At 74.2% G+C, this 17,069-nt stretch carries 14 protein-coding genes and 1 pseudogene; 9 read left to right on the top strand and 6 right to left on the bottom strand.

The genetic code is table 11. From position 1 onward, the window contains the following. Positions 1–69: 69 nt before the first annotated feature. Positions 70–633, top strand: a complete 564-nt coding sequence (locus tag OG730_RS09525) for an FHA domain-containing protein (protein ID WP_327303826.1) — start codon at positions 70–72, stop codon at positions 631–633. 118 nt (positions 634–751) lie between these two features. Continuing rightward, positions 752–1,222, top strand: coding sequence for a GNAT family N-acetyltransferase (locus tag OG730_RS09520; RefSeq protein ID WP_327303825.1), 471 nt, complete (start codon positions 752–754; stop codon positions 1,220–1,222). Positions 1,223–1,277: 55 nt separating this feature from the next. On the opposite strand, the gene OG730_RS09515 is transcribed toward OG730_RS09520, so the two are convergent. Beyond that, complete coding sequence (locus tag OG730_RS09515) at positions 1,278–2,552, bottom strand: M14 family zinc carboxypeptidase (RefSeq protein WP_327303824.1); 1,275 nt, start codon at positions 2,550–2,552, stop codon at positions 1,278–1,280. Between the two features lie 121 nt (positions 2,553–2,673). After that, positions 2,674–5,001, bottom strand: a complete 2,328-nt coding sequence (gene treY, locus OG730_RS09510; protein WP_327303823.1) for a malto-oligosyltrehalose synthase — start codon at positions 4,999–5,001, stop codon at positions 2,674–2,676. 82 nt (positions 5,002–5,083) lie between these two features. Here treY and OG730_RS09505 point away from each other — a divergent pair, with 82 nt between their 5' ends. Then, entirely contained in the window at positions 5,084–6,367 is a 1,284-nt protein-coding gene (locus tag OG730_RS09505) for an MFS transporter (protein WP_327303822.1), read from the top strand. A gap of 150 nt (positions 6,368–6,517) precedes the next feature. Here the strand turns inward: OG730_RS09505 and glgX are convergent, their stop codons facing one another. Then, complete coding sequence (glgX, locus tag OG730_RS09500) at positions 6,518–8,632, bottom strand: glycogen debranching protein GlgX (RefSeq protein WP_327303821.1); 2,115 nt, start codon at positions 8,630–8,632, stop codon at positions 6,518–6,520. A 320-nt stretch (positions 8,633–8,952) separates the two neighbouring features. Here glgX and OG730_RS09495 point away from each other — a divergent pair, with 320 nt between their 5' ends. The 3 genes from OG730_RS09495 (at position 8,953) to OG730_RS09485 (ending at position 11,764) form a co-directional block, all read left to right on the top strand. Beyond that, positions 8,953–10,233, top strand: coding sequence for a DUF5919 domain-containing protein (locus tag OG730_RS09495; protein WP_327303820.1), 1,281 nt, complete (start codon positions 8,953–8,955; stop codon positions 10,231–10,233). A gap of 92 nt (positions 10,234–10,325) precedes the next feature. Next, positions 10,326–11,069 (top strand): exonuclease domain-containing protein, encoded by a 744-nt coding sequence (locus tag OG730_RS09490; protein WP_327303819.1) that lies wholly within the window; start codon positions 10,326–10,328, stop codon positions 11,067–11,069. A gap of 89 nt (positions 11,070–11,158) precedes the next feature. Further along, complete coding sequence (locus tag OG730_RS09485) at positions 11,159–11,764, top strand: DUF2867 domain-containing protein (RefSeq protein ID WP_327303818.1); 606 nt, start codon at positions 11,159–11,161, stop codon at positions 11,762–11,764. A 19-nt stretch (positions 11,765–11,783) separates the two neighbouring features. Here the strand turns inward: OG730_RS09485 and OG730_RS09480 are convergent, their stop codons facing one another. Both OG730_RS09480 and OG730_RS09475 read right to left on the bottom strand, forming a co-directional pair. Then, positions 11,784–12,428 (bottom strand): hypothetical protein, encoded by a 645-nt coding sequence (locus OG730_RS09480; protein ID WP_327303817.1) that lies wholly within the window; start codon positions 12,426–12,428, stop codon positions 11,784–11,786. A gap of 21 nt (positions 12,429–12,449) precedes the next feature. After that, a complete protein-coding gene (locus OG730_RS09475) occupies positions 12,450–13,316 on the bottom strand; it encodes a phosphotransferase enzyme family protein (RefSeq protein ID WP_327303816.1) in 867 nt (288 codons plus the stop codon). A 106-nt stretch (positions 13,317–13,422) separates the two neighbouring features. On the opposite strand from OG730_RS09475, the pseudogene mgt reads away from it, so the two are divergent. From mgt to OG730_RS09460, 3 genes and pseudogenes are all read left to right on the top strand, one after another. Beyond that, positions 13,423–14,693 (top strand): annotated as a pseudogene (gene mgt, locus OG730_RS09470) (macrolide-inactivating glycosyltransferase). 77 nt (positions 14,694–14,770) lie between these two features. Beyond that, complete coding sequence (locus OG730_RS09465; RefSeq protein WP_327303814.1) at positions 14,771–15,400, top strand: GNAT family N-acetyltransferase; 630 nt, start codon at positions 14,771–14,773, stop codon at positions 15,398–15,400. Beyond that, the gene (locus OG730_RS09460; protein ID WP_327303813.1) at positions 15,397–15,954 is read left to right on the top strand and encodes a DUF1697 domain-containing protein; all 558 of its coding nucleotides are present in this window, start codon (positions 15,397–15,399) and stop codon (positions 15,952–15,954) included. The genes OG730_RS09465 and OG730_RS09460 overlap by 4 nt, the downstream gene beginning before the upstream one ends. 79 nt (positions 15,955–16,033) lie before the next feature. Here the strand turns inward: OG730_RS09460 and OG730_RS09455 are convergent, their stop codons facing one another. Beyond that, positions 16,034–17,038, bottom strand: a complete 1,005-nt coding sequence (locus tag OG730_RS09455) for an AraC family transcriptional regulator (RefSeq protein WP_327303812.1) — start codon at positions 17,036–17,038, stop codon at positions 16,034–16,036. Positions 17,039–17,069 lie beyond the last annotated feature (31 nt).

Raw genomic sequence — 17,069 nt, 5'->3', positions numbered from 1 at the left:
CGGGCCATCATCTCCGCCCGGGCGCGGGAGTTCTGGACACTCTGCCCCCGACAGGCCGACAATCACCTGGTGACGTCGAGTTTCGAGTTCCCTCCCTTCCCCGCCCCGCGGCTCTCCGATGCCGAGCGCGACCGTGCCCTGGGCCAGCTCAGGGAGGGCGCCGCCGTCGGAAAGCTGTCGCACGACACGTTCCTGCGCCGCATGGAACTCGCCCTCGTCGCCCGCCGCTCCGAGGACCTCGCCGTGCTCACCGCGGACCTGGAGGGCAGGGAGGCGGGGGAGAGCCCGTGGACCCGGCGGCTGTTCGGCTGGGTGGGGCGGGTCTCGGCGGTGTCCGTGGGGGTGCGCCGGGCGTGGGCCGTGGAGAAGCTGCCCCCGCTGCTCCTCCCGCACCCCAGCGCCGGACCGCTGCGGATCGGCCGCGACCCGGGCAACGGGCTGCGCCTGAGCCACGAGACGGTCTCGCGGGCCCACGCGGAACTGGGCATCCGGGACGGGGTCTGGGTGGTGCGGGACCTCGGCTCGACGAACGGGACCACGGTCAACGGGCGCCGCGTGACGGGCTCGGCGGTGGTGCGGGACGGTGACCAGATCGGCTTCGGCCGGATGAGCTTCCGGCTGACGGGCGGCTGAGGGCCGGGGCCCCAGGCTGCGGAGCCGTGGGGCCGTGGGGCTGTAGGGCACCCGGGCCGCGGGGCCGTGCGGGGACCCGGGTGGCGTCCGGACGCGGGTCGTGCGGAGGATGTCCCCCATGGAACACACCTCTGCCGCCCCCCTCGTACGGCCCGCGCGCCCCGAGGACCTGCCCCGCCTGGTCGAGCTCATGCGCGAGCACATGGTGTACGAGAAGTCCGCGCCCCGTACGGCCGGTCTCGGCGACCGGCTCGGCGCGCGGCTGTTCGCCGAGGGGGCCCGGCTGTGGGTGCTGCTGGCCGAGACCCCGCGGGGCGAGGTCGCCGGGTACGCCGCCTGCTCGGCCGAGTTCTCCTTCTGGGAGGCCCGCCACTACCTCCACATGGACTGCCTCTACCTGGCCGAGGAGGCCCGCGGACACGGCCTCGGCGCCGCCCTCGTGGACGGGGTGGCCGCGCTCGCCCGCGAGCTGGGCCTCGGCCACGTCGAGTGGCAGACGCCCGACTGGAACGAGGGCGCGATCCGCTTCTACGACCGGCTCGGAGCCACCGGCAAGCCGAAGCTCCGGTACGCCCTGCCGGTGGAGTAGGCGGCGCACACCCTCACCGCACACCCTCACCGCACACCCCCACCGCGCCCGCCGCCTACCGGCCCGCCGCCACGAGCCGGTCGTAGGCGGCCAGGACGACCCGGGACTGGTGCTCCACCTGCGTGGCCACCGGGACCCAGCGTGCCTGGAAGCGGTCCGCGAACTCCTCGCACCACCCCGTGACCAGCCGGTCCACGGCCGGCGCCGTCGGGTGCCCCTCGGCGCGCAGCACCCGCAGCAGCATCGCGGCCGCGCGCAGCGAGAGCCTTCGGCCGAAGGCGTCGATGCTGCCGATGTACGCCGCCGTCGCCTCGGCGGGGGCCCCGGGGCCCGTCCACTCGGCGGTGATCCGGGGGATCAGCGCGAGCGTCCAGTCCACCGCGCGCAGCAGGGCCGCGGCGGCCGGATCCGTACCGCCGGCCGCGCCCTCGCGCAGGGCCGCCACCCGGGCGGCGTCGGCGGTGAGCCGGCCGGCCAGGACGCGCAGGGCGGCGCGGGGGTCGGGATGCGGGGCCGGGTCGTCCACCAGGTCCGAGGCCCACATGGGGACTTCGACGATCGCGGTCGTGCCGGCGTGCCGGTGGGCGTGGTACCAGGTGCTGAGCCGGGTGTCCTCGGGGTGGAACGGCCCGTCGGCTGTGGTCCCGGGCTGGGGCATCACGAAGATCCCCGCCCCCGGCGAGGGCCAGCCCGAGGCGTCCGAGGCGCTGGTCTCCACGGGAATGCGCAGCTCGGCGGCCGATTTGCCGAAGGGCTCGGCGAGACCCGGTATGTCCCGCGTCAGCTGCACCCAGGAGCCGCCGAGATCGGTTCCGTGCAGGGAGACCTGGAGGGCGGGCCGGAGTTCGTCGATGAGCCGGGTCAGGGCGAGGGTCTCCGGCGGGAGGCGGTCCGGGGGCAGTAAAGACGGCGCCCACTCGGGCTGTTCGGGACCGGGAGGCCGGAAGAAGTTCCGGTGGTAGTCGAGCAGGGAGTACGGGCGGGGCGTGCGGTGCAGGGCCGCGCCGTCGGGGTCGGCGCAGAGCAGGAAGTGCCAGGTGGTTCCGGCGGCGGGTACACGGATCAGGTGGCGGGCCAGCGCGAGGGCGGTGGCCCCGCCCACGGGCTCGTTGGCGTGGGCGCCGGCGACGACGAGCACGTTCGGAGCGGTCGAGCCGCCGGTCGTGGCCGTCGCCGTGGAGCCCACGGAGAGCAGCCACAGGGGCTCCCCGGCCCGGGACGCGCCGATCCGGCGGAGCCGGGCCAGGGCGGGGTGTTCATCGGCCAGGGCGCGGGCGGCCAGGGCCAGTTCGTGGGGTGTGGGGTAGCACATGTCACGGATGAGGGTCACAGGTGATCCCATTCCCGCCACGAGCCTGCCCTAGCCGTCTTCGCCCGGCCCGGGCCGCGCCGGGAGCCGCCGGGGCCGCCGCCCGCCCGGGAGCAGCCCTGGCGGGCGGCGGCCCCCGGGCTCACGCCGGGCTCGGGTCCTCCCGGAGGAGGACGGCGACCGGGGAGGCTTCGCCGAGGAGGTGCGCGAGCGGCAGCTCGCCCGTGTACGAGGCTGCGGGCGCGGCCCCGGGGAGGGGGAGGCGCCGCCAGCGCCCCGGCGGGAGGGGCAGGGTCGTGTTCCGCCAGCCGCCGGCTCCCGCCAGGCCGTGCGCCAGGCGGGTGGCCACCGCCACCAGGCCGGCCGAGCGGGCGAAGGCCACGCAGTGCTCCGCCGCCGGGCCCCGGGCGAGCAGCGGGGCGTAGCCCGTGAACAGGCCGGGCTCGCTCCGCCGCAGCCGCAGCAGGGCGGCGGTGAGGGCGAGCTTCTCCTCGGCCGTGCCCGAGGGCGCGGCCCCCGCGTCCAGTCGGGCCAGGGTCTCCCGGGGGAAGACGGCGGGCCTGCGGTTGTCCGGGTCTACCAGGGCCCGGTACTCCGTCTCGGAGCCCTGGTAGACCTCCGGGACCCCGGGCATCGCCAGGTGCAGCAGCGTCCCGCCGAGCAGGTTGGCGCGGGCCGCCTGCGCCAGGGCGCCGGCCGGCTCCGGGGCGGCCTTCGGGAGGTGCTCCGGGACCGTGGCCTCGTAGGCGGGGTCCTGCTCGGTCCACGTGGTGTGCAGGGCCGCTTCGCGGACGGCCTTCAGCAGGGCCTGCGCGAGCCGGTCGGCGCGTTCCGGGGCGGCGCCGTCGGCCCCGAGTCCGAACGCCGTCTGCCAGGCCACCCAGGCGAGTTGGGGATCCGCCCCGGCCGGGGCCGGTACGCACTCCGGGTCCTGCGAGAGCGCCGAGATCCGTGCCCGGACGTCCGCGCTGCGCTTCGTGTCGTGCGTGGTCAGCACCGTCCCGGAGCGGGGCCACAGCGCCGCCCGCTCGGCGCAGTACGCGTGGAACTCCGCCACCGTGACCGCCGGAGCCCCCGGATCCCCGCCCACCTCGGTGGCCGACAGCAGCGGGGCGTACCGGTAGAAGGCCCTGTCCTCGAGGGACTTGGCGCGCAGGGCCGCCGAGGTCTGGGCGAAGCGGGCCGCGAAGGCCGGGTCCCGCAGCAGGAGTTCGCGTACGCCCGCCACCGGGGCCGCGCCGGCCTCCGCGGCGGCCCGCTCCAGGGCCTCGGGGGCGAGGTCCGGATCGCCGGGGTAGGGCCGGTAGACGGGGTAGGCGATGAGCAACTCGCGTACGGCAAAGGCCAGTTCCGAACCGGCCAGTCGCTCCAGGGTGGCGAGCTCCGCGGCCAGGTCGCCGGTCAGGACCTCCCGGGCGCCCGCCGAGGCCGTCACCTCCCACCGGGGCTGCCCGGTCGCCCCGCGGAACCGGGCGTCGAGCCGTGCGGCCCCGGCCGGGTCGGTCAGCACCCCGTCCACCCGGTACAGCGCGTCGTACCCGGTGGTCCCGGCCACCGGCCAGGCGGGAGCGAGCCGTTCCTCGCGGGCCAGGATCTTCTCGACCACCACCCAGCAGTCCCGGCCGACGGCGTCCCGCAGCCGCCGCAGGTAGCCCTCGGGGTCCGCCAGTCCGTCCACGTGGTCGATCCGCAGACCTTCGGCGACCCCGTCCCGGACCAGCTCCAGCACCTTGGCGTGGGTGGCGCCGAAGACCTCGGGGTCCTCGACGCGCACCCCGATCAGCTCCGAAATGGTGAAGAAGCGTCGGTAGTTGAGGCCGGTCCGGGCCTCCCGCCAGCACGCGGGCCGGTACCACTGGGCGGCGAGCAGCGCCGCCGGCTCCAGCCCGGCCGTGCCCTCCCGGAGCGGGAACTCCAGCTCCCCGATCCGCAGGACGGCCCGCTCGCCCCTCCCGTCGACCTTGACCTCGGCGGGATCCAGCGGCTCCGCGAGCACGGGCAGCAGCAGCTGCCCCCCGCCCGCTTCCCAGTCGATGTCGAACCAGCGCGCGTACGGTGAGCCGGGGCCCTCCCGGGCCACCTCCCACAGGGGCCGGTTGAGGCGCAGCGGCGTAGGCAGCGCCATGTGGTTCGGCACGATGTCGAGCACCAGTGCGAGGTCGTGCGCCCGGGCCTCGGCGGCCAGGGCCCGCAGCCCCTCCTCCCCGCCCAGCTCCACCCGGACCCGGGTGTGGTCGGTGACGTCGTAACCGTGGGAGGAACCGGGCACCGCCTCCAGCACGGGGGACAGGTGCAGGTGGGACACGCCGAGCGAGGCGAGGTACGGTACGACGGCCCGGGCGTGGCCGAAGGTGAACTCGGGGCGCAGCTGAAGGCGGTAGGTCGACGCCGGGATGACGGCCGGTGGTCCATCGGATTCAGGCCGGTTGAAATCGGGACTCGGGCGACCGGTACGCGGGGGCAGGCTCATGAGAACGTACGTACCCAGGATGCGGGATTCCGTGCCATTACCCAATGCATCCGGGTGACTGCGCCGGGTTAACGTTGCTCAAGTGTTTGGAACCGTCAACACCTATCGAAGAGTCATTGCCCTGACCGGGCCCCTACTCCCGCTCATCTCCTTCCTCGCCCGACTGCCCGTCGCGATGTCGCAGTTCGGCAGCGTCCTCCTCGTCGCCGAGACCAGCGGCTCCCTCGCCACCGCGGGCATAGTCGGCGGCACCCTCTCCGCCGGACAGGTGGTCTTCGGACCCGTCCTGGGCCGGCTCGCCGACCGTCACGGGCAGCGTTCCGTCGTCCTGACGGCCGCCGCCGTCAACGCGGTGGCGACCGCCGCCCTGGTGGCCGGGGCGCTCTCCGAGCTCGCCACCGTCCCGCTCGCCGCGATCGGCTTCGTCACCGGGGCCTCCGTCCCGCTGATCGGCCCGCTCGCCCGTACCCGCTCCGTGGCGCTGGCCCACCGCGCCAAGTCCGACGAGGGCGTCGTGGGCGCCATCCACTCCCTCGAAGGCACCCTGGACGAGGTCTCCTTCGTCTTCGGGCCCGCCCTCGTGGGGCTGGCCACCCTCGTCCTGCACCCGGCCGTCGCCCTCGGCGGCGCGGCCGCCCTCGTCGCCGTCTTCGGCAGCCTCTACGCACTGCACCCGACCGCCGCCGTCACGGCCGGAGTGCCCGCGGGAGCCGGCCGGAAGAAGGACCGCGTCCGGGTCCGCCCGCCGCGCGTGGTCTTCGCCGTGCGGGGCTCCCTCGCCCTCCAGGGCGCCATGTTCGGCGCCTGCCAGGCCGGAATCGCCGCCCTGACCGCGCAGTTGGGCGTCCCCGGCCAGGCCGGCATCGTGTACGCGGCCATGGGAGTCGTCAGCGCCGCCGTCGGGCTCTCGCTCGGCGCGCTGCCCGCCCGCTTCGGGCTGCGGCTGCGCTGGCGGTGGGCCACCGCCGCCGCGCTCGTGCTCTCCGTACCGCTGCTCTTCACGCAGACGCTGTGGCCGCTGTACGCGGTCGTCACCGTCCTCGGAGCCGCCTACGCCCCGCACCTGATCACCGCCTTCGCCATCACCGAGCGCGCGGTGAGCCCCAGCCGGCTCGCCGAGTCGATGGCCTTCGCCACCAGCTCGCTGGTCGCCGGACAGGCCGCCTCGCTCGCCGTCTCCGGGCGGCTCGCCGAGTGGTACGGGCCCTCCGCGGCCTTCGCGGTGGCCGTGGGGGCCGCCGCCCTGTGCCTGGTCCTGGCCCTGGTCACCCGGGTGCCGTCGGGCCGTACGCACGCCCCGGTGGTGGCCGGCGGGGGCGCCCGGCCGGACGCCTTCGTGGAAGGCGCCGCCTACGCCGGGCACTGAGGCGGCGCCCGAGCCCTGCGCCCGGGCGGCGCCCGGTCCGGGCGCCGCGGCGGCGCCTGTGCCGGGCGCCGCGGCGGCGCCTGTGCCGGGCGCCGCGGCGGCGCCTGTGCCGGGCGCCGCCCGGGCCCGCGCCGGGCGCCGGAGCGGCGCCTATGCCGGGCGCTGAAGCACCACCAGACACCGTCCTGCCAGGGTCACCCGGTCCCCGGCCGCGTACTGCGGCCCGGTACCGGGTGCCAGTACCTCCGGACGCGCCGTGTCCACGACCAGCCGCCACTGCGCGCCGTGCCCGGCCGGGACCGTGAAGTCCTGGGCCTCCGCACCCGCGTTGAACATCAGGAGGAACGAGTCGTCGGTGATCCGCTCCCCGCGGGTGCCCGGCTCCGAGATGGCCTCCCCGTTCAGGAACACCGCCAGCGCCCGCGCGTGCTGCGCCTGCCAGTCACGGGCCCGCATCTCCTCGCCGTGCGGGGTGAACCACGCGATGTCCGAGAGCTCGTCGTGCGTGCCCTCCACGGGACGGCCGTGGAAGAACCGGCGCCGCCGGAACACCGGGTGCTCGCGCCGCAGCCACACCATCTGCCGGGTGAACTCCAGCAGCGCGGGCTCGGGTTTGCCGGGCTCCGGCCAGGTCACCCACGACAGTTCGTTGTCCTGGCAGTAGGCGTTGTTGTTGCCGCCCTGGGTCCGGGCGAACTCGTCGCCGTGGCTGATCATCGGCACGCCCTGCGAAAGCATCAGCGTGGCAAGGAAGTTGCGCATCTGGCGCTCGCGCAGCTCCCCGATCTCCGGGTCCTCCGTCGGCCCCTCCACCCCGCAGTTCCAGGACCGGTTGTGCGTCTCGCCGTCCCGGTTGCCCTCGCGGTTGGCCTCGTTGTGCTTCTCGTTGTACGAGACCAGGTCGTTCAGGGTGAAACCGTCGTGGCAGGTGGTGAAGTTGATCGAGGCCAGCGGCCGCCGGCCGTCGTCCTGGTAGAGGTCGGAGGAGCCAGTCAGCCGGCCCGCGAACTCCGCGAGCGTGCGCGGCTGCCCGCGCCACAAGTCCCGTACGGTATCGCGGTACTTGCCGTTCCACTCGGTCCACAGCGGCGGGAAGTTGCCCACTTGGTAGCCGCCTTCGCCCAGGTCCCAGGGCTCCGCGATCAGCTTGACCTGGCTGACCACCGGATCCTGCTGGACCAGGTCGAAGAACGAGGACAGCCGGTCCACCTCGTGGAACTGGCGGGCCAGCGTGGCCGCCAGGTCGAAGCGGAAGCCGTCCACGTGCATCTCGGTGACCCAGTACCGCAGCGAGTCCATGATCAGCTGGAGCACGTGCGGGGAACGCATCAGCAGCGAGTTCCCGGTGCCCGTGGTGTCCATGTAGTGCCGCGGATCGTCCGCGAGCCGGTAGTACGAGGCGTTGTCCAGCCCCCGGAAGGACAGGGTCGGGCCCAGGTGGTTCCCCTCGGCGGTGTGGTTGTAGACCACGTCGAGGATCACCTCGATGCCGGCCTCGTGCAGGGCCCGGACGGCCGACTTGAACTCCAGCACCTGCTGGCCGCGGTCGCCCGAGGCGTAGCCGTTGTGCGGGGCGAAGAAGCCGATGGTGTTGTAGCCCCAGTAGTTGCTGAGCCCGTCGTCCACGAGGCGGTGGTCGTTGACGAACTGGTGGACCGGCATCAGCTCCAGCGCCGTCACACCCAGCTTGGTCAGGTGCCCGATGACCGCGGGGTGCGCGAGCGCCCCGTACGTGCCGCGCAGCTCCTCGGGGAGGTCCGGGTGACGCATGGTCAGGCCCTTCACGTGGGCCTCGTAGAGCACGGTGTGGTGGTACTCGTGGCGCGGCGGCCGGTCGTTGGCCCAGTCGAAGTACGGGTTGACCACGACCGAACTCATGCTCTTGGGCGCGGAGTCCAGATCGTTGCGGGAGTCGGGCCGGCCGAAGTGGTAGCCGTACACCTCCTCGCCCCAGTCGACGCTGCCCGCGATGGCCCGCGCGTACGGGTCCAGGAGCAGCTTCGCCGCGTTGCAGCGCCGTCCGCGCTCCGGCTCGTAGGGTCCGTGGACCCGGAACCCGTAGCGCTGACCGGGCATGATGCCCGGCAGGTAGGCGTGCCGGACGAACGCGTCGGTCTCGCGCAGCTCGATCGCGGTCTCCGAACCGTCGTCGTGCAGCAGACACAGTTCGATGCGTCGGGCGGCCTCCGAATAGACCGCGAAATTGGTGCCGGCGCCGTCATACGTGGCACCGAGCGGATACGCCTGTCCCGGCCAGACCTGCATAGAAAACGACTCTTCCCCTCTGTGTCGGGCTGATCCGGCGTGGACCACGTCACTGGCAGATCTTCCCCGAAACCGGGCTTCCACGCGGGGACTTGGGAGGGTCCTACCGGGTGACCCGGAGAGCTGATAAGAGGGTGGGCGGACGATGGGGAGATCCGATCGTCGGCAGAGCGGATAATAAGCCAACGGACGGACCGGGTACGGACCCTGAGCCCGCGTCGGGCCGCAGGGGCCGCATCGGGCTGCAGGGTGCCGCACGCGCGGAGTACCCTTCCGTGATCACTGGAGACGGGCGTCCAGACGCAGGAGGCGGTGCACGGGTGAGCTCGGGAGGTCTGGAGCTGCCCCCTGGTGACGGCGGTCACGAGGGCGGCCCGGCGGACGCCGCGGGCGGGACGGCCGGCGCGATTCCCGCCGGGGCCGTGTCGCTGGCCCCGCCGGAAGCCGGCGGTACCGGGAAGGCGCAGGCGGGAGCCGGCGCCGAGCTGGACTGGGGCGCGGACGCCTGGAGCGAGGTCCGGACCCGGGCCCAGCGCGCCGGCCGTGCGTACATCTGGCTGAACCTGATCGAACAGCGGCTGCGCTCCGTGGTCGGAGCGGTGCTCCGGCCCGTCTACGAGCCCGTGCACGGAGGCGACGACTGGGTGGTGGCCGCGGCCGGCCCCGCCGGCCAGGAGTGGGTGCAGCGGGCGGTCGCCGTACGCGAGGTCAGCCGCCGCAAGGGCTACCTGCTGGACTCCGCCGACGACAACGTGCTGAGCTTCCTCACCCTCCCGCAGCTGCGGGAACTGATGGTCCAGCACTGGCCCTGCTTCGAGCCCTACTTCGACGACCGGCGCGAGATCGAGCAGGCGCTGGACGAGCTGGAGGTCACGCGCAACGTCGTCTCGCGGAACCGGGCCCTGTCCCGGGCCGTCCTGGAACAGGCCGAGCGGGCATCGGCGCGGCTGCTGGAGGTACTGGGCGGCGGCGCGGGCTCCCCGGCGGCGGACCGGCTGCCCATCGACGCCGTCGAGGACCTGGTCGGCGACCGGTACGCGGACGTCATCTCCGTCCACCCGGACCGGGTGCGGCTTCAGCGCCAGCTCCCGGCCGAGGACCTCTTCGGCGGCGCGCGGCGGCTCGACGCCATCGGCATCGGGCTCAACCTGCTGGTCCAGAACTTCTCGGGCCGAAGACTCGTACGCCTCGCGGAGGCCGGCTGCCGGGTGCGGCTGCTGTTCCTCAACCCGGCGAGCAGCGCCGTCAAGCGGCGCGAGCGGGAGCTCGGCCTGCGCAAGGGCGAGCTGAGCCGCTCGGTGGAGATGAACATCCTGCACGTGCGGCGGGTGCGGGCGGGCCTGCGCGACCCCTCGCGCTTCGAGATCCACGTCTTCGACGAGACCCCGCGCTTCACCGCGTACCTGGTGGAGGGCGAGTCCTCGGGCATCGCGGTGGTCCAGTCGTACCTGCGCCGGGCCCGGGGCATGGAGGCGCCGGTCCTCGTCCTGCGCGGCGGCGGGCGGGCCGCACCGGTGCGGCCCGACCACGAGCACGGGCTGTTCCCGACCTACCGCGAGGAATTCGAGTCGATCTGGCAGGACTCCCGCCCGGTGTCCTGAGCGGTCGCCGGCCGCCCCGCCTCCGGGGCTGTCAGTGGCCCGTGTCAGGCTGAAAGCCGTTGACGTAGAGGGACGGGTACGGGGGGAACACGATGGGGGACCGGGCGGGGGACTGGATGGGGGACTGGCACGGCGGGCCGATGGTGGCCTTCGACCTGGAGACCACGGGCACCGACACCGAATCCGACCGGATCGTGACGGCGGCCGTCCTCACGGTCGGCCCGGACGGTCAGGTGGCCCGCGAGCGGACCTGGCTGGTCGACCCGGGCGTGCCGATCCCGGAGCAGGCCTCGGCGATCCACGGCATCTCCACGGACCACGCCCGCTCGCGGGGGATGGCGGCGGCCCCGGCGATCGAGGAGATCACCCGGACGCTCGTGGAGGCGCTGAGCTCGGGAACCCCGCTGGTGGTGATGAACGCGCGGTACGACCTGACCCTGCTGGACCGCGAGTGCCGCCGCCACGGGATCCGCCCGCTGGGCGAGCGCTGGCCGGGTACGACCGCGCCGCCCGTCATCGACCCCCTGGTCCTGGACAAGCACGCGGACCGCTACCGCAAGGGCCGGCGCACCCTCCAGGCCCTCTGCGAGCACTACGGGGTGAGCCTGGAAGCGGCGCACGACGCGGGCGCGGACGCGCTGGCGGCGGCCCGCGCCGCTCGGCGGATGGGCGCCGTGCACGCGGCGATAGGGACGGTCGCCCTGGCGGACCTGCACGAGCTCCAGATCCGCGCGGCGGCCGAACAGGCGGCCTCGCTGCAGAGCTACCTGCGGCGCACCACGGACCCCGAGGCGATAGTCGAGCGGGCCTGGCCCGTGGTGCCGTACCGGATCTGACGTCGCCGAAGCACGCGTGGAAGATGCCCTCGCCCACACCGAGAGCCCTAGTCTTTTCCATAAGGGATCGCACAGATCGGGGCTCGCTCATGAGACTGCCCAGAACCGCGCACACCGATCGGCCCTGGCGGATCCACGAGATCGCCGGCGACTTCCGGGTCGAGGACGTGTGGGAGCTCCCGACGCCGGGCGGTCCGGACGACCTCGCACGGCTCGTGGAGCAGTTCGAGAAGGGCTGGGGGCAGCACGAGGCCGCCTCTCCGGCGGTGCGCGTGCTCTTCGCGGTCCGCTGGAAGCTGGGCGCGCTGCTCGGCTGGGACAAGCCCGCCGACGGCCTCGGCGGCCGGGTGCCGAGCCTGCGGGACCGGCTGCCCGAGGACCTGCGGGCGAACGCCCGGGGTTCGGCGTCCGGTTCGCCCACGTTCAGCACCGTCTACCAGACGCATGACGAGTGGGCGCTGGAGACCGCCAACCGGACCGTGCACGGGATCCTGCACATCGGCTGGGTCCCGGACGAGGACGGAGCGGGCGGCTACCACGGCCGGATGGCGATCCTGGTCAAGCCGAACGGACTCCTCGGCGCCCTCTACATGGTGGGCATCAAGCCCTTCCGCCACCTCGGGGTGTACCCGGCGATGCTGCGCGGCATCGGCCGCGCCTGGCAGGCCGGCGCGGGATCCGGCGCGGCGGCCTGACGCCGGAGGGGGCCGCGGGTCAGCGGTCCGGCCACTGATCGCGGTAGACGACGTGGATCGCGCTGCCGCCGCCGTCGGCGACGAGGCCGTCGCCCTGCCCCATCCGGGCGCAGTAGTGCCCGTGGTCGGGGCGGGCGTGGACGTACCCCGGACCCCGGTGGGCCACGTCGGCGAAGAGCCATGAGGTGTCGGCGAACAACGCGGCGCTGCCCGTCATGAACAGCGCCCCGGCGTGGACCCGCTGGTGGAACCGGTCCCGGTTCTCCCGGTGCTGCCGCTCCGGCCGGAGCTCGCGGGCGCGGCCGTCCGAAAGCGGTCCGGGCAGGTCCGCGGTCCGCGGCCGTCCCGGTCCCAGCCGGGCTCGCAGCTCCTTCCAGCGCGAGGGGGCGAACTGGAGCGAGTGGTGCAGGAGGACCAGGTCGAGGCCCGGTTCCCCGGTGTCGGGATCGGTGCGCCGCAGCGGTACGTGGACCAGTGAGCGCGGGGAGGTGGCGGCGAGCGACCACAGCGCGGCGACGAGCTGCGCGGCCTGCTGGTCGACCTGGGCGTCCAGGTACCAGCGGCCGTCCGACAGCACCGCGCGCTCCGGCGGCCGGGCCGGGCGGATCACCTGGAACTCCGCCGGGCCGAGCCGGGCCCGGTGGAGGGAGAGGGAAAGTTTCATGGGGGAATCGATACGCCGGTCCTAGAAGGCGTGCCAGCGGATTTCCGGGTCGCCCTCGCGCAGGGAGGTCACCCGGCGGCGGAACTCGGCCAGGGCCTTCGGGTTGGCCGGGGCGTGCTGGGAGACCCAGGCGCAGCTGGCCGTTTCGCGGGCGCCGCGCAGGACCGCGCAGCCCTCCCAGTCGCGCACGTCCCAGCCGTACGCCGCCGTGAACTCCTCGTACGCCGCGCCCGGCAGGGCGTACCGGTCTCGGGAGAGGGCCATCACCACCAGGTCGTGCTCGCGCAGGTCGGCGGAGACCGTCTCCAGGTCCACGAGGACCGGCCCGTCCGGGCCCACGTGCACGTTGCGGGGCAGCGCGTCGCCGTGGATCGGGCCCGGCGCGAGGTGCGGGGTGAGGGCGGCGACCTGGGAGGCGTACCCGTCGCGGCGGGCCCGCAGGTACGCCGCGTCCGCCGGATCGATCGCCCCGCCCGCCAGCCGCAGCCAGCGCTCGACCCCGCCCAGCAGATCGCGCGGGGGCAGGACGAAGGGGGGCGCGGGCAGGGCGTGGATCCGCCGCAGCAGCGCTGCGAGGTCTTCCGGGCCGGCCGGGCGGACCGCGTCGGGGAGCCGGTGCCACAAGGTCACCGGGTGCCCGTCCACCAGCCGCGGCTCCGGTTCGGCCGCGCGGACCGCGGGGACCCCGGACTCCGCGAGCCAGCCCGCCACGGCGAGTTCCAGCTCGGCCCGCGGCAGCAGCGCCGCCTCCCGGCCGACCTTGGCGACCAGGTCGTCGCCGAGCGCGAAGACGGCGTTCTCGCCGAGGGCCAGCAGCCGGGGAGCGGGCGAACCCGCCCCTGCCAGGCCCGCCGCCGTCAGGGCCTGCCGGGCCCGTGCCTCGTCCATGCCGTCTCCGCGGTCCGTGTCGGTGTCTCCGGGTGCCCCGGGCGTACCCGGGTGCTCATGACCGGACAAGTTTCGCACCGGCCCGCCCTTCCCCCGAACTGGCGGTCTGCCGGCCAATAGGTTGCACGAGACGTCTCGTCTCGTTATGGTTCCCTCATGACCGCCACCGCCACCGCGCAGCCCGCCCACATCGCCATGTTCTCCATCGCCGCCGCCGGACACGTCAACCCGAGCATCGAAGTGATCCGCGAACTGGTCGCCCGCGGCCACCGCGTCAGCTACGCCATCCCGGCCGCGTACGCGGACAAGATCGCCGAGACCGGCGCCACCCCGGTGGTCTGGAACTCCACCCTCCCCACCGACGAGGACCCCGACGCGTGGGGCACCGAGGTCATCGACAACATCGAGCCCTTCCTCGCCGACGCCGTCCAGGCCCTCCCGCAACTCGCGGCCGCCTTCGACGGCGACGAGCCGGACCTCGTCCTCCACGACATCACCGCCTACCCCGCGATCGTCCTCGCCCACCGCTGGGGCGTCCCCGCGGTCTCCCTCTCCCCGACCCTGGTCGCCTGGACCGGCTACGAGGAGGAGGTCGCCGCGCCGATGACCGCCGCACTGCGCGCCTCCGAGCGCGGGCGGGCGTACTACGCCCGGTTCCGGGCCTGGCTCGACGAGAACGGCATCGACGAGGACAGCGACCGGTTCGTCGGCCGCCCCCGCCGCAGCGTCGTCCTCATGCCGCGCGCCCTCCAGCCCCACGCCGACCGGGTCGACGAGACCGTGTACACCTTCGTCGGCGCCTGCCAGGGTGACCGCAGTGCCACGCAGGGCACCTGGACGCGCCCCGCGGGCGCCGAGGGGAAGAAGGTCCTCCTGGTCTCCTTCGGGTCCACCTTCACCAAGCAGCCGGCCTTCTACCGGACGTGCGTGGAGGCCTTCGGGGACCTGCCCGACTGGCACGTGGTGCTCCAGATCGGCAAGTTCACCGACGAGGCCGAGATCGGCGAGATCCCCGCCAACGTCGAAGTCCACCGCTGGGTCCCCCAGTTGGACATCCTGCGCCGGGCCGCCGCCTTCATCACCCACGCGGGCACGGGCGGCTGCCAGGAGGGGCTGGCCACCGGGACCCCGATGGTCGCGGTCCCGCAGGCGGTCGACCAGTTCGGCAACGCCGACACGCTGGCCGGCCTGGGCGTCGCCCGGCACGTCCCGATGGCCGAGGCCGACGCCACGACCCTGCGCGAGGCGGTCCTCGCCCTGGTCGCCGACCCGGAGGTCGCCGCCCGCGCGGACCTCATCCGCCGCGAGATGGCAACGGAGGGCGGCACGCACCAGGCGGCCGACCTGATCGAGGCCGAACTGCCCGGACGGCGGTGAGCGGTGGTCGGCGAGTCCGGCGGCGCCGCGGAAGGGAATCCTGAACGGGCCGGGACGCGGCTGCGTACGATCCGATCATGAACGCTCCCGTCACCCTCCACGCGGCCGCGACGTGGACCGCGCCCGCGCTCGTGCTTCGCCCCTGGTGCGCGGACGATGTCACCGCGCTGGTCGAGGCGTACCGGGATCCCGGCCTGCGGCGGTGGGCGAGTCCTCCCGTGGAGGGCGCGGAGGACGGGCTGCGGTGGGTGCGGGACCGGGAGCGGGACTGGGCCTCGGGCACGCGGTTCGGCTTCGCCGTCCTGGAGGAGACCCTCGGGGCCCCCGCTGTGGCGGGCCACGTGGTGCTGAAGGGAGTCGGACCCGGCAAGCCCTCCGCCGAGGTCGGCTACTGGACGGCGGCGCGGGCCCGAGGGCGGGGCGTGGCCCCACGAGCCCTGGACGCCCTCGGTACTTGGGCCTTCGAGTCCTTCCGGGCCGATGGTCTGGAATGCCTCGAACTCCTCCACCAGGCGGACAACGCGGCATCCTGCCGGGTCGCCGAGAAGAGCGGCTACGCGTTCGGCAGGATCCTGCCGTCGGCGCCGCCCTCCTACCCGCTCGACGGGCACCTGCACCTGCGGCACGCGGATGATGCCCGATCCGCGCTGTCAGCGTCGTCGGCGTCGTCGGCGTTGTCAGGGCTGCGCCCTATCGTGCAGCCATGACCAAGACGACGAAGTACGCGGCGCTGCTCCGGGGCATCAACGTCGGCGGGAACAAGAAGGTCCCGATGGCCGAGCTGCGCCAAGTCCTGGCAGACCTCGGCCACGAGGAGGTGCAGACGTACCTCCAGAGCGGCAACGCCGTCTTCGCCGACGCGAGCGGCAAGACCCCGACCGCCCTCGCCCGCGAGCTGGAGGCCGCCATCGAGGCCCACTTCGGCTTCCGGGTCCCCTGCCTGGTGCTCGACGGCGCCCACCTGCGCGCCGTCGCCGACGCCTGCCCCTTCCCCGCGGCCGAACTCGAAGGCAAACAGCTCCACGCCACCTTCTGCTCCGAGCAGCCCGCCGAGTCCCGCTTCGCCTCGATCGACGCCCCCGCGTACCTCCCGGAGGAGTACCGCGTGGGCGACCGCGTCATCTACCTCTACGCCCCCAACGGCCTGGGCCGCTCCAAACTGGGCGAGTCCCTCGCGAAGCCGGCGGTGGTCAAGGGCCTGGACGTGACCACCCGCAACTGGAACACCGTCGTGAAGCTGGTGGAACTCACGGAGGAATGACCCCGGCCCGGCCACCCGCTACGGCCAGGCCGCCGGCATCCATCTCGCCGGACTCCACCTCGCCGGCATCCCCATCTGGTCAGCGAGGTGATCCGAGGGAAACGGTCTGGGCCGTCCCTTCGTCGTGCCGCCCGCCGCGGAAGCGTCCGGGCGGGATCCCGTGGGCCCGTTTGAAGGCGTGGGCGAAGGCGTACTCCGAGGTGTAGCCGGAGCGGGCCGCCAGGACCGACAGGGACGTGTCGGTGGTGCGCAGCAGGCGCGCGGCCGTGGTCATGCGCCACCACGTCAGGTAGGCGAGCGGCGGCTGCCCGACGCGTTCGTGGAACCGGCGGGCGAACGCGGCCCGCGACAGTCCGGCCCGTGCCGCCAGGGAGGCGACCGTCCAGGGGCGGTCCGGTTCGGTGTGGACGGCTGCCAGTGCGGCGCCGACGGCGGGGTCGGCGAGCGCCGCCGCCCAGCCCGTCCGCCCGGCCTCCCCGTCGGTCCCGGCGGCCCCGCCCGGTCCGCAAGCCCCGCCCGGTCCGCAAGCTCCGCCCACGTAGGCCCGCAGGACGTAGAGCAGCAGCACGTCCAGCAGGGCCGGGAGCAGCGTGTCCGTCCCCAGCCCGGGCTCCTCGGCCTCCCGGGCCAGGAGGGCCACCGCCTCGGCCGCGCCGGGCTGCCCGGCCGGCAGGTGGAGCACCTCGGGGAGTTCGCGCAGCAGCGGATGCGCGAACTCCGCCTCGATCTTGTATCCGCCGCACAGGGTTACGGTGACCGGCCCGGAGCCCGGTTCCCCGACGGTGTCCCGGACGAGCAGGGCGGGTTCGCGGGTGGGGTCCCAGCGGGGTTCGGCCGGCTGCGCCGACGGCTCGCCGAGCAAGGTGTACCCGTGGCCGTGCGGCAGGAACAGCACGTCCCCGGGGTTCAGGCGGACCGGCCCCGAGGCTTTCTCCAGCAGACAGCTTCCGCTGAGCACCACCTGGAACCCGGCGGACCCGGGGACCGCGGGGAACCGCTGGCCCCAGGGCGCGTGCCACCGTACGAGCGCCGACGTGGGCCTGCCCGTACGCATGAGCGCGATGACATCGCTGAGTACGTCCACGCCCGGCAGCTTAGACGGATGCGCAGGAAAC

Source organism: Streptomyces sp. NBC_01298 (genome assembly GCF_035978755.1).
GTDB lineage: Bacteria > Actinomycetota > Actinomycetes > Streptomycetales > Streptomycetaceae > Streptomyces.
Note: the sequence above shows the minus strand (reverse complement) of the source record. Positions and strands in the feature narration are given on the sequence as shown.

Bases quoted from the DNA above. Each gene is read 5' to 3' on its own strand.
- OG730_RS09520 (WP_327303825.1), top strand. From the start codon at position 752: ATGGAACACACCTCTGCCGCCCCCCTCGTACGGCCCGCGCGCCCCGAG.
- treY (WP_327303823.1), bottom strand. From the start codon at position 5,001: ATGAGCCTGCCCCCGCGTACCGGTCGCCCGAGTCCCGATTTCAACCGG.
- glgX (WP_327303821.1), bottom strand. From the start codon at position 8,632: ATGCAGGTCTGGCCGGGACAGGCGTATCCGCTCGGTGCCACGTATGAC.
- OG730_RS09490 (WP_327303819.1), top strand. From the start codon at position 10,326: ATGGGGGACCGGGCGGGGGACTGGATGGGGGACTGGCACGGCGGGCCG.
- OG730_RS09485 (WP_327303818.1), top strand. From the start codon at position 11,159: ATGAGACTGCCCAGAACCGCGCACACCGATCGGCCCTGGCGGATCCAC.
- OG730_RS09480 (WP_327303817.1), bottom strand. From the start codon at position 12,428: ATGAAACTTTCCCTCTCCCTCCACCGGGCCCGGCTCGGCCCGGCGGAG.
- OG730_RS09475 (WP_327303816.1), bottom strand. From the start codon at position 13,316: ATGGACGAGGCACGGGCCCGGCAGGCCCTGACGGCGGCGGGCCTGGCA.
- OG730_RS09465 (WP_327303814.1), top strand. From the start codon at position 14,771: ATGAACGCTCCCGTCACCCTCCACGCGGCCGCGACGTGGACCGCGCCC.
- OG730_RS09460 (WP_327303813.1), top strand. From the start codon at position 15,397: ATGACCAAGACGACGAAGTACGCGGCGCTGCTCCGGGGCATCAACGTC.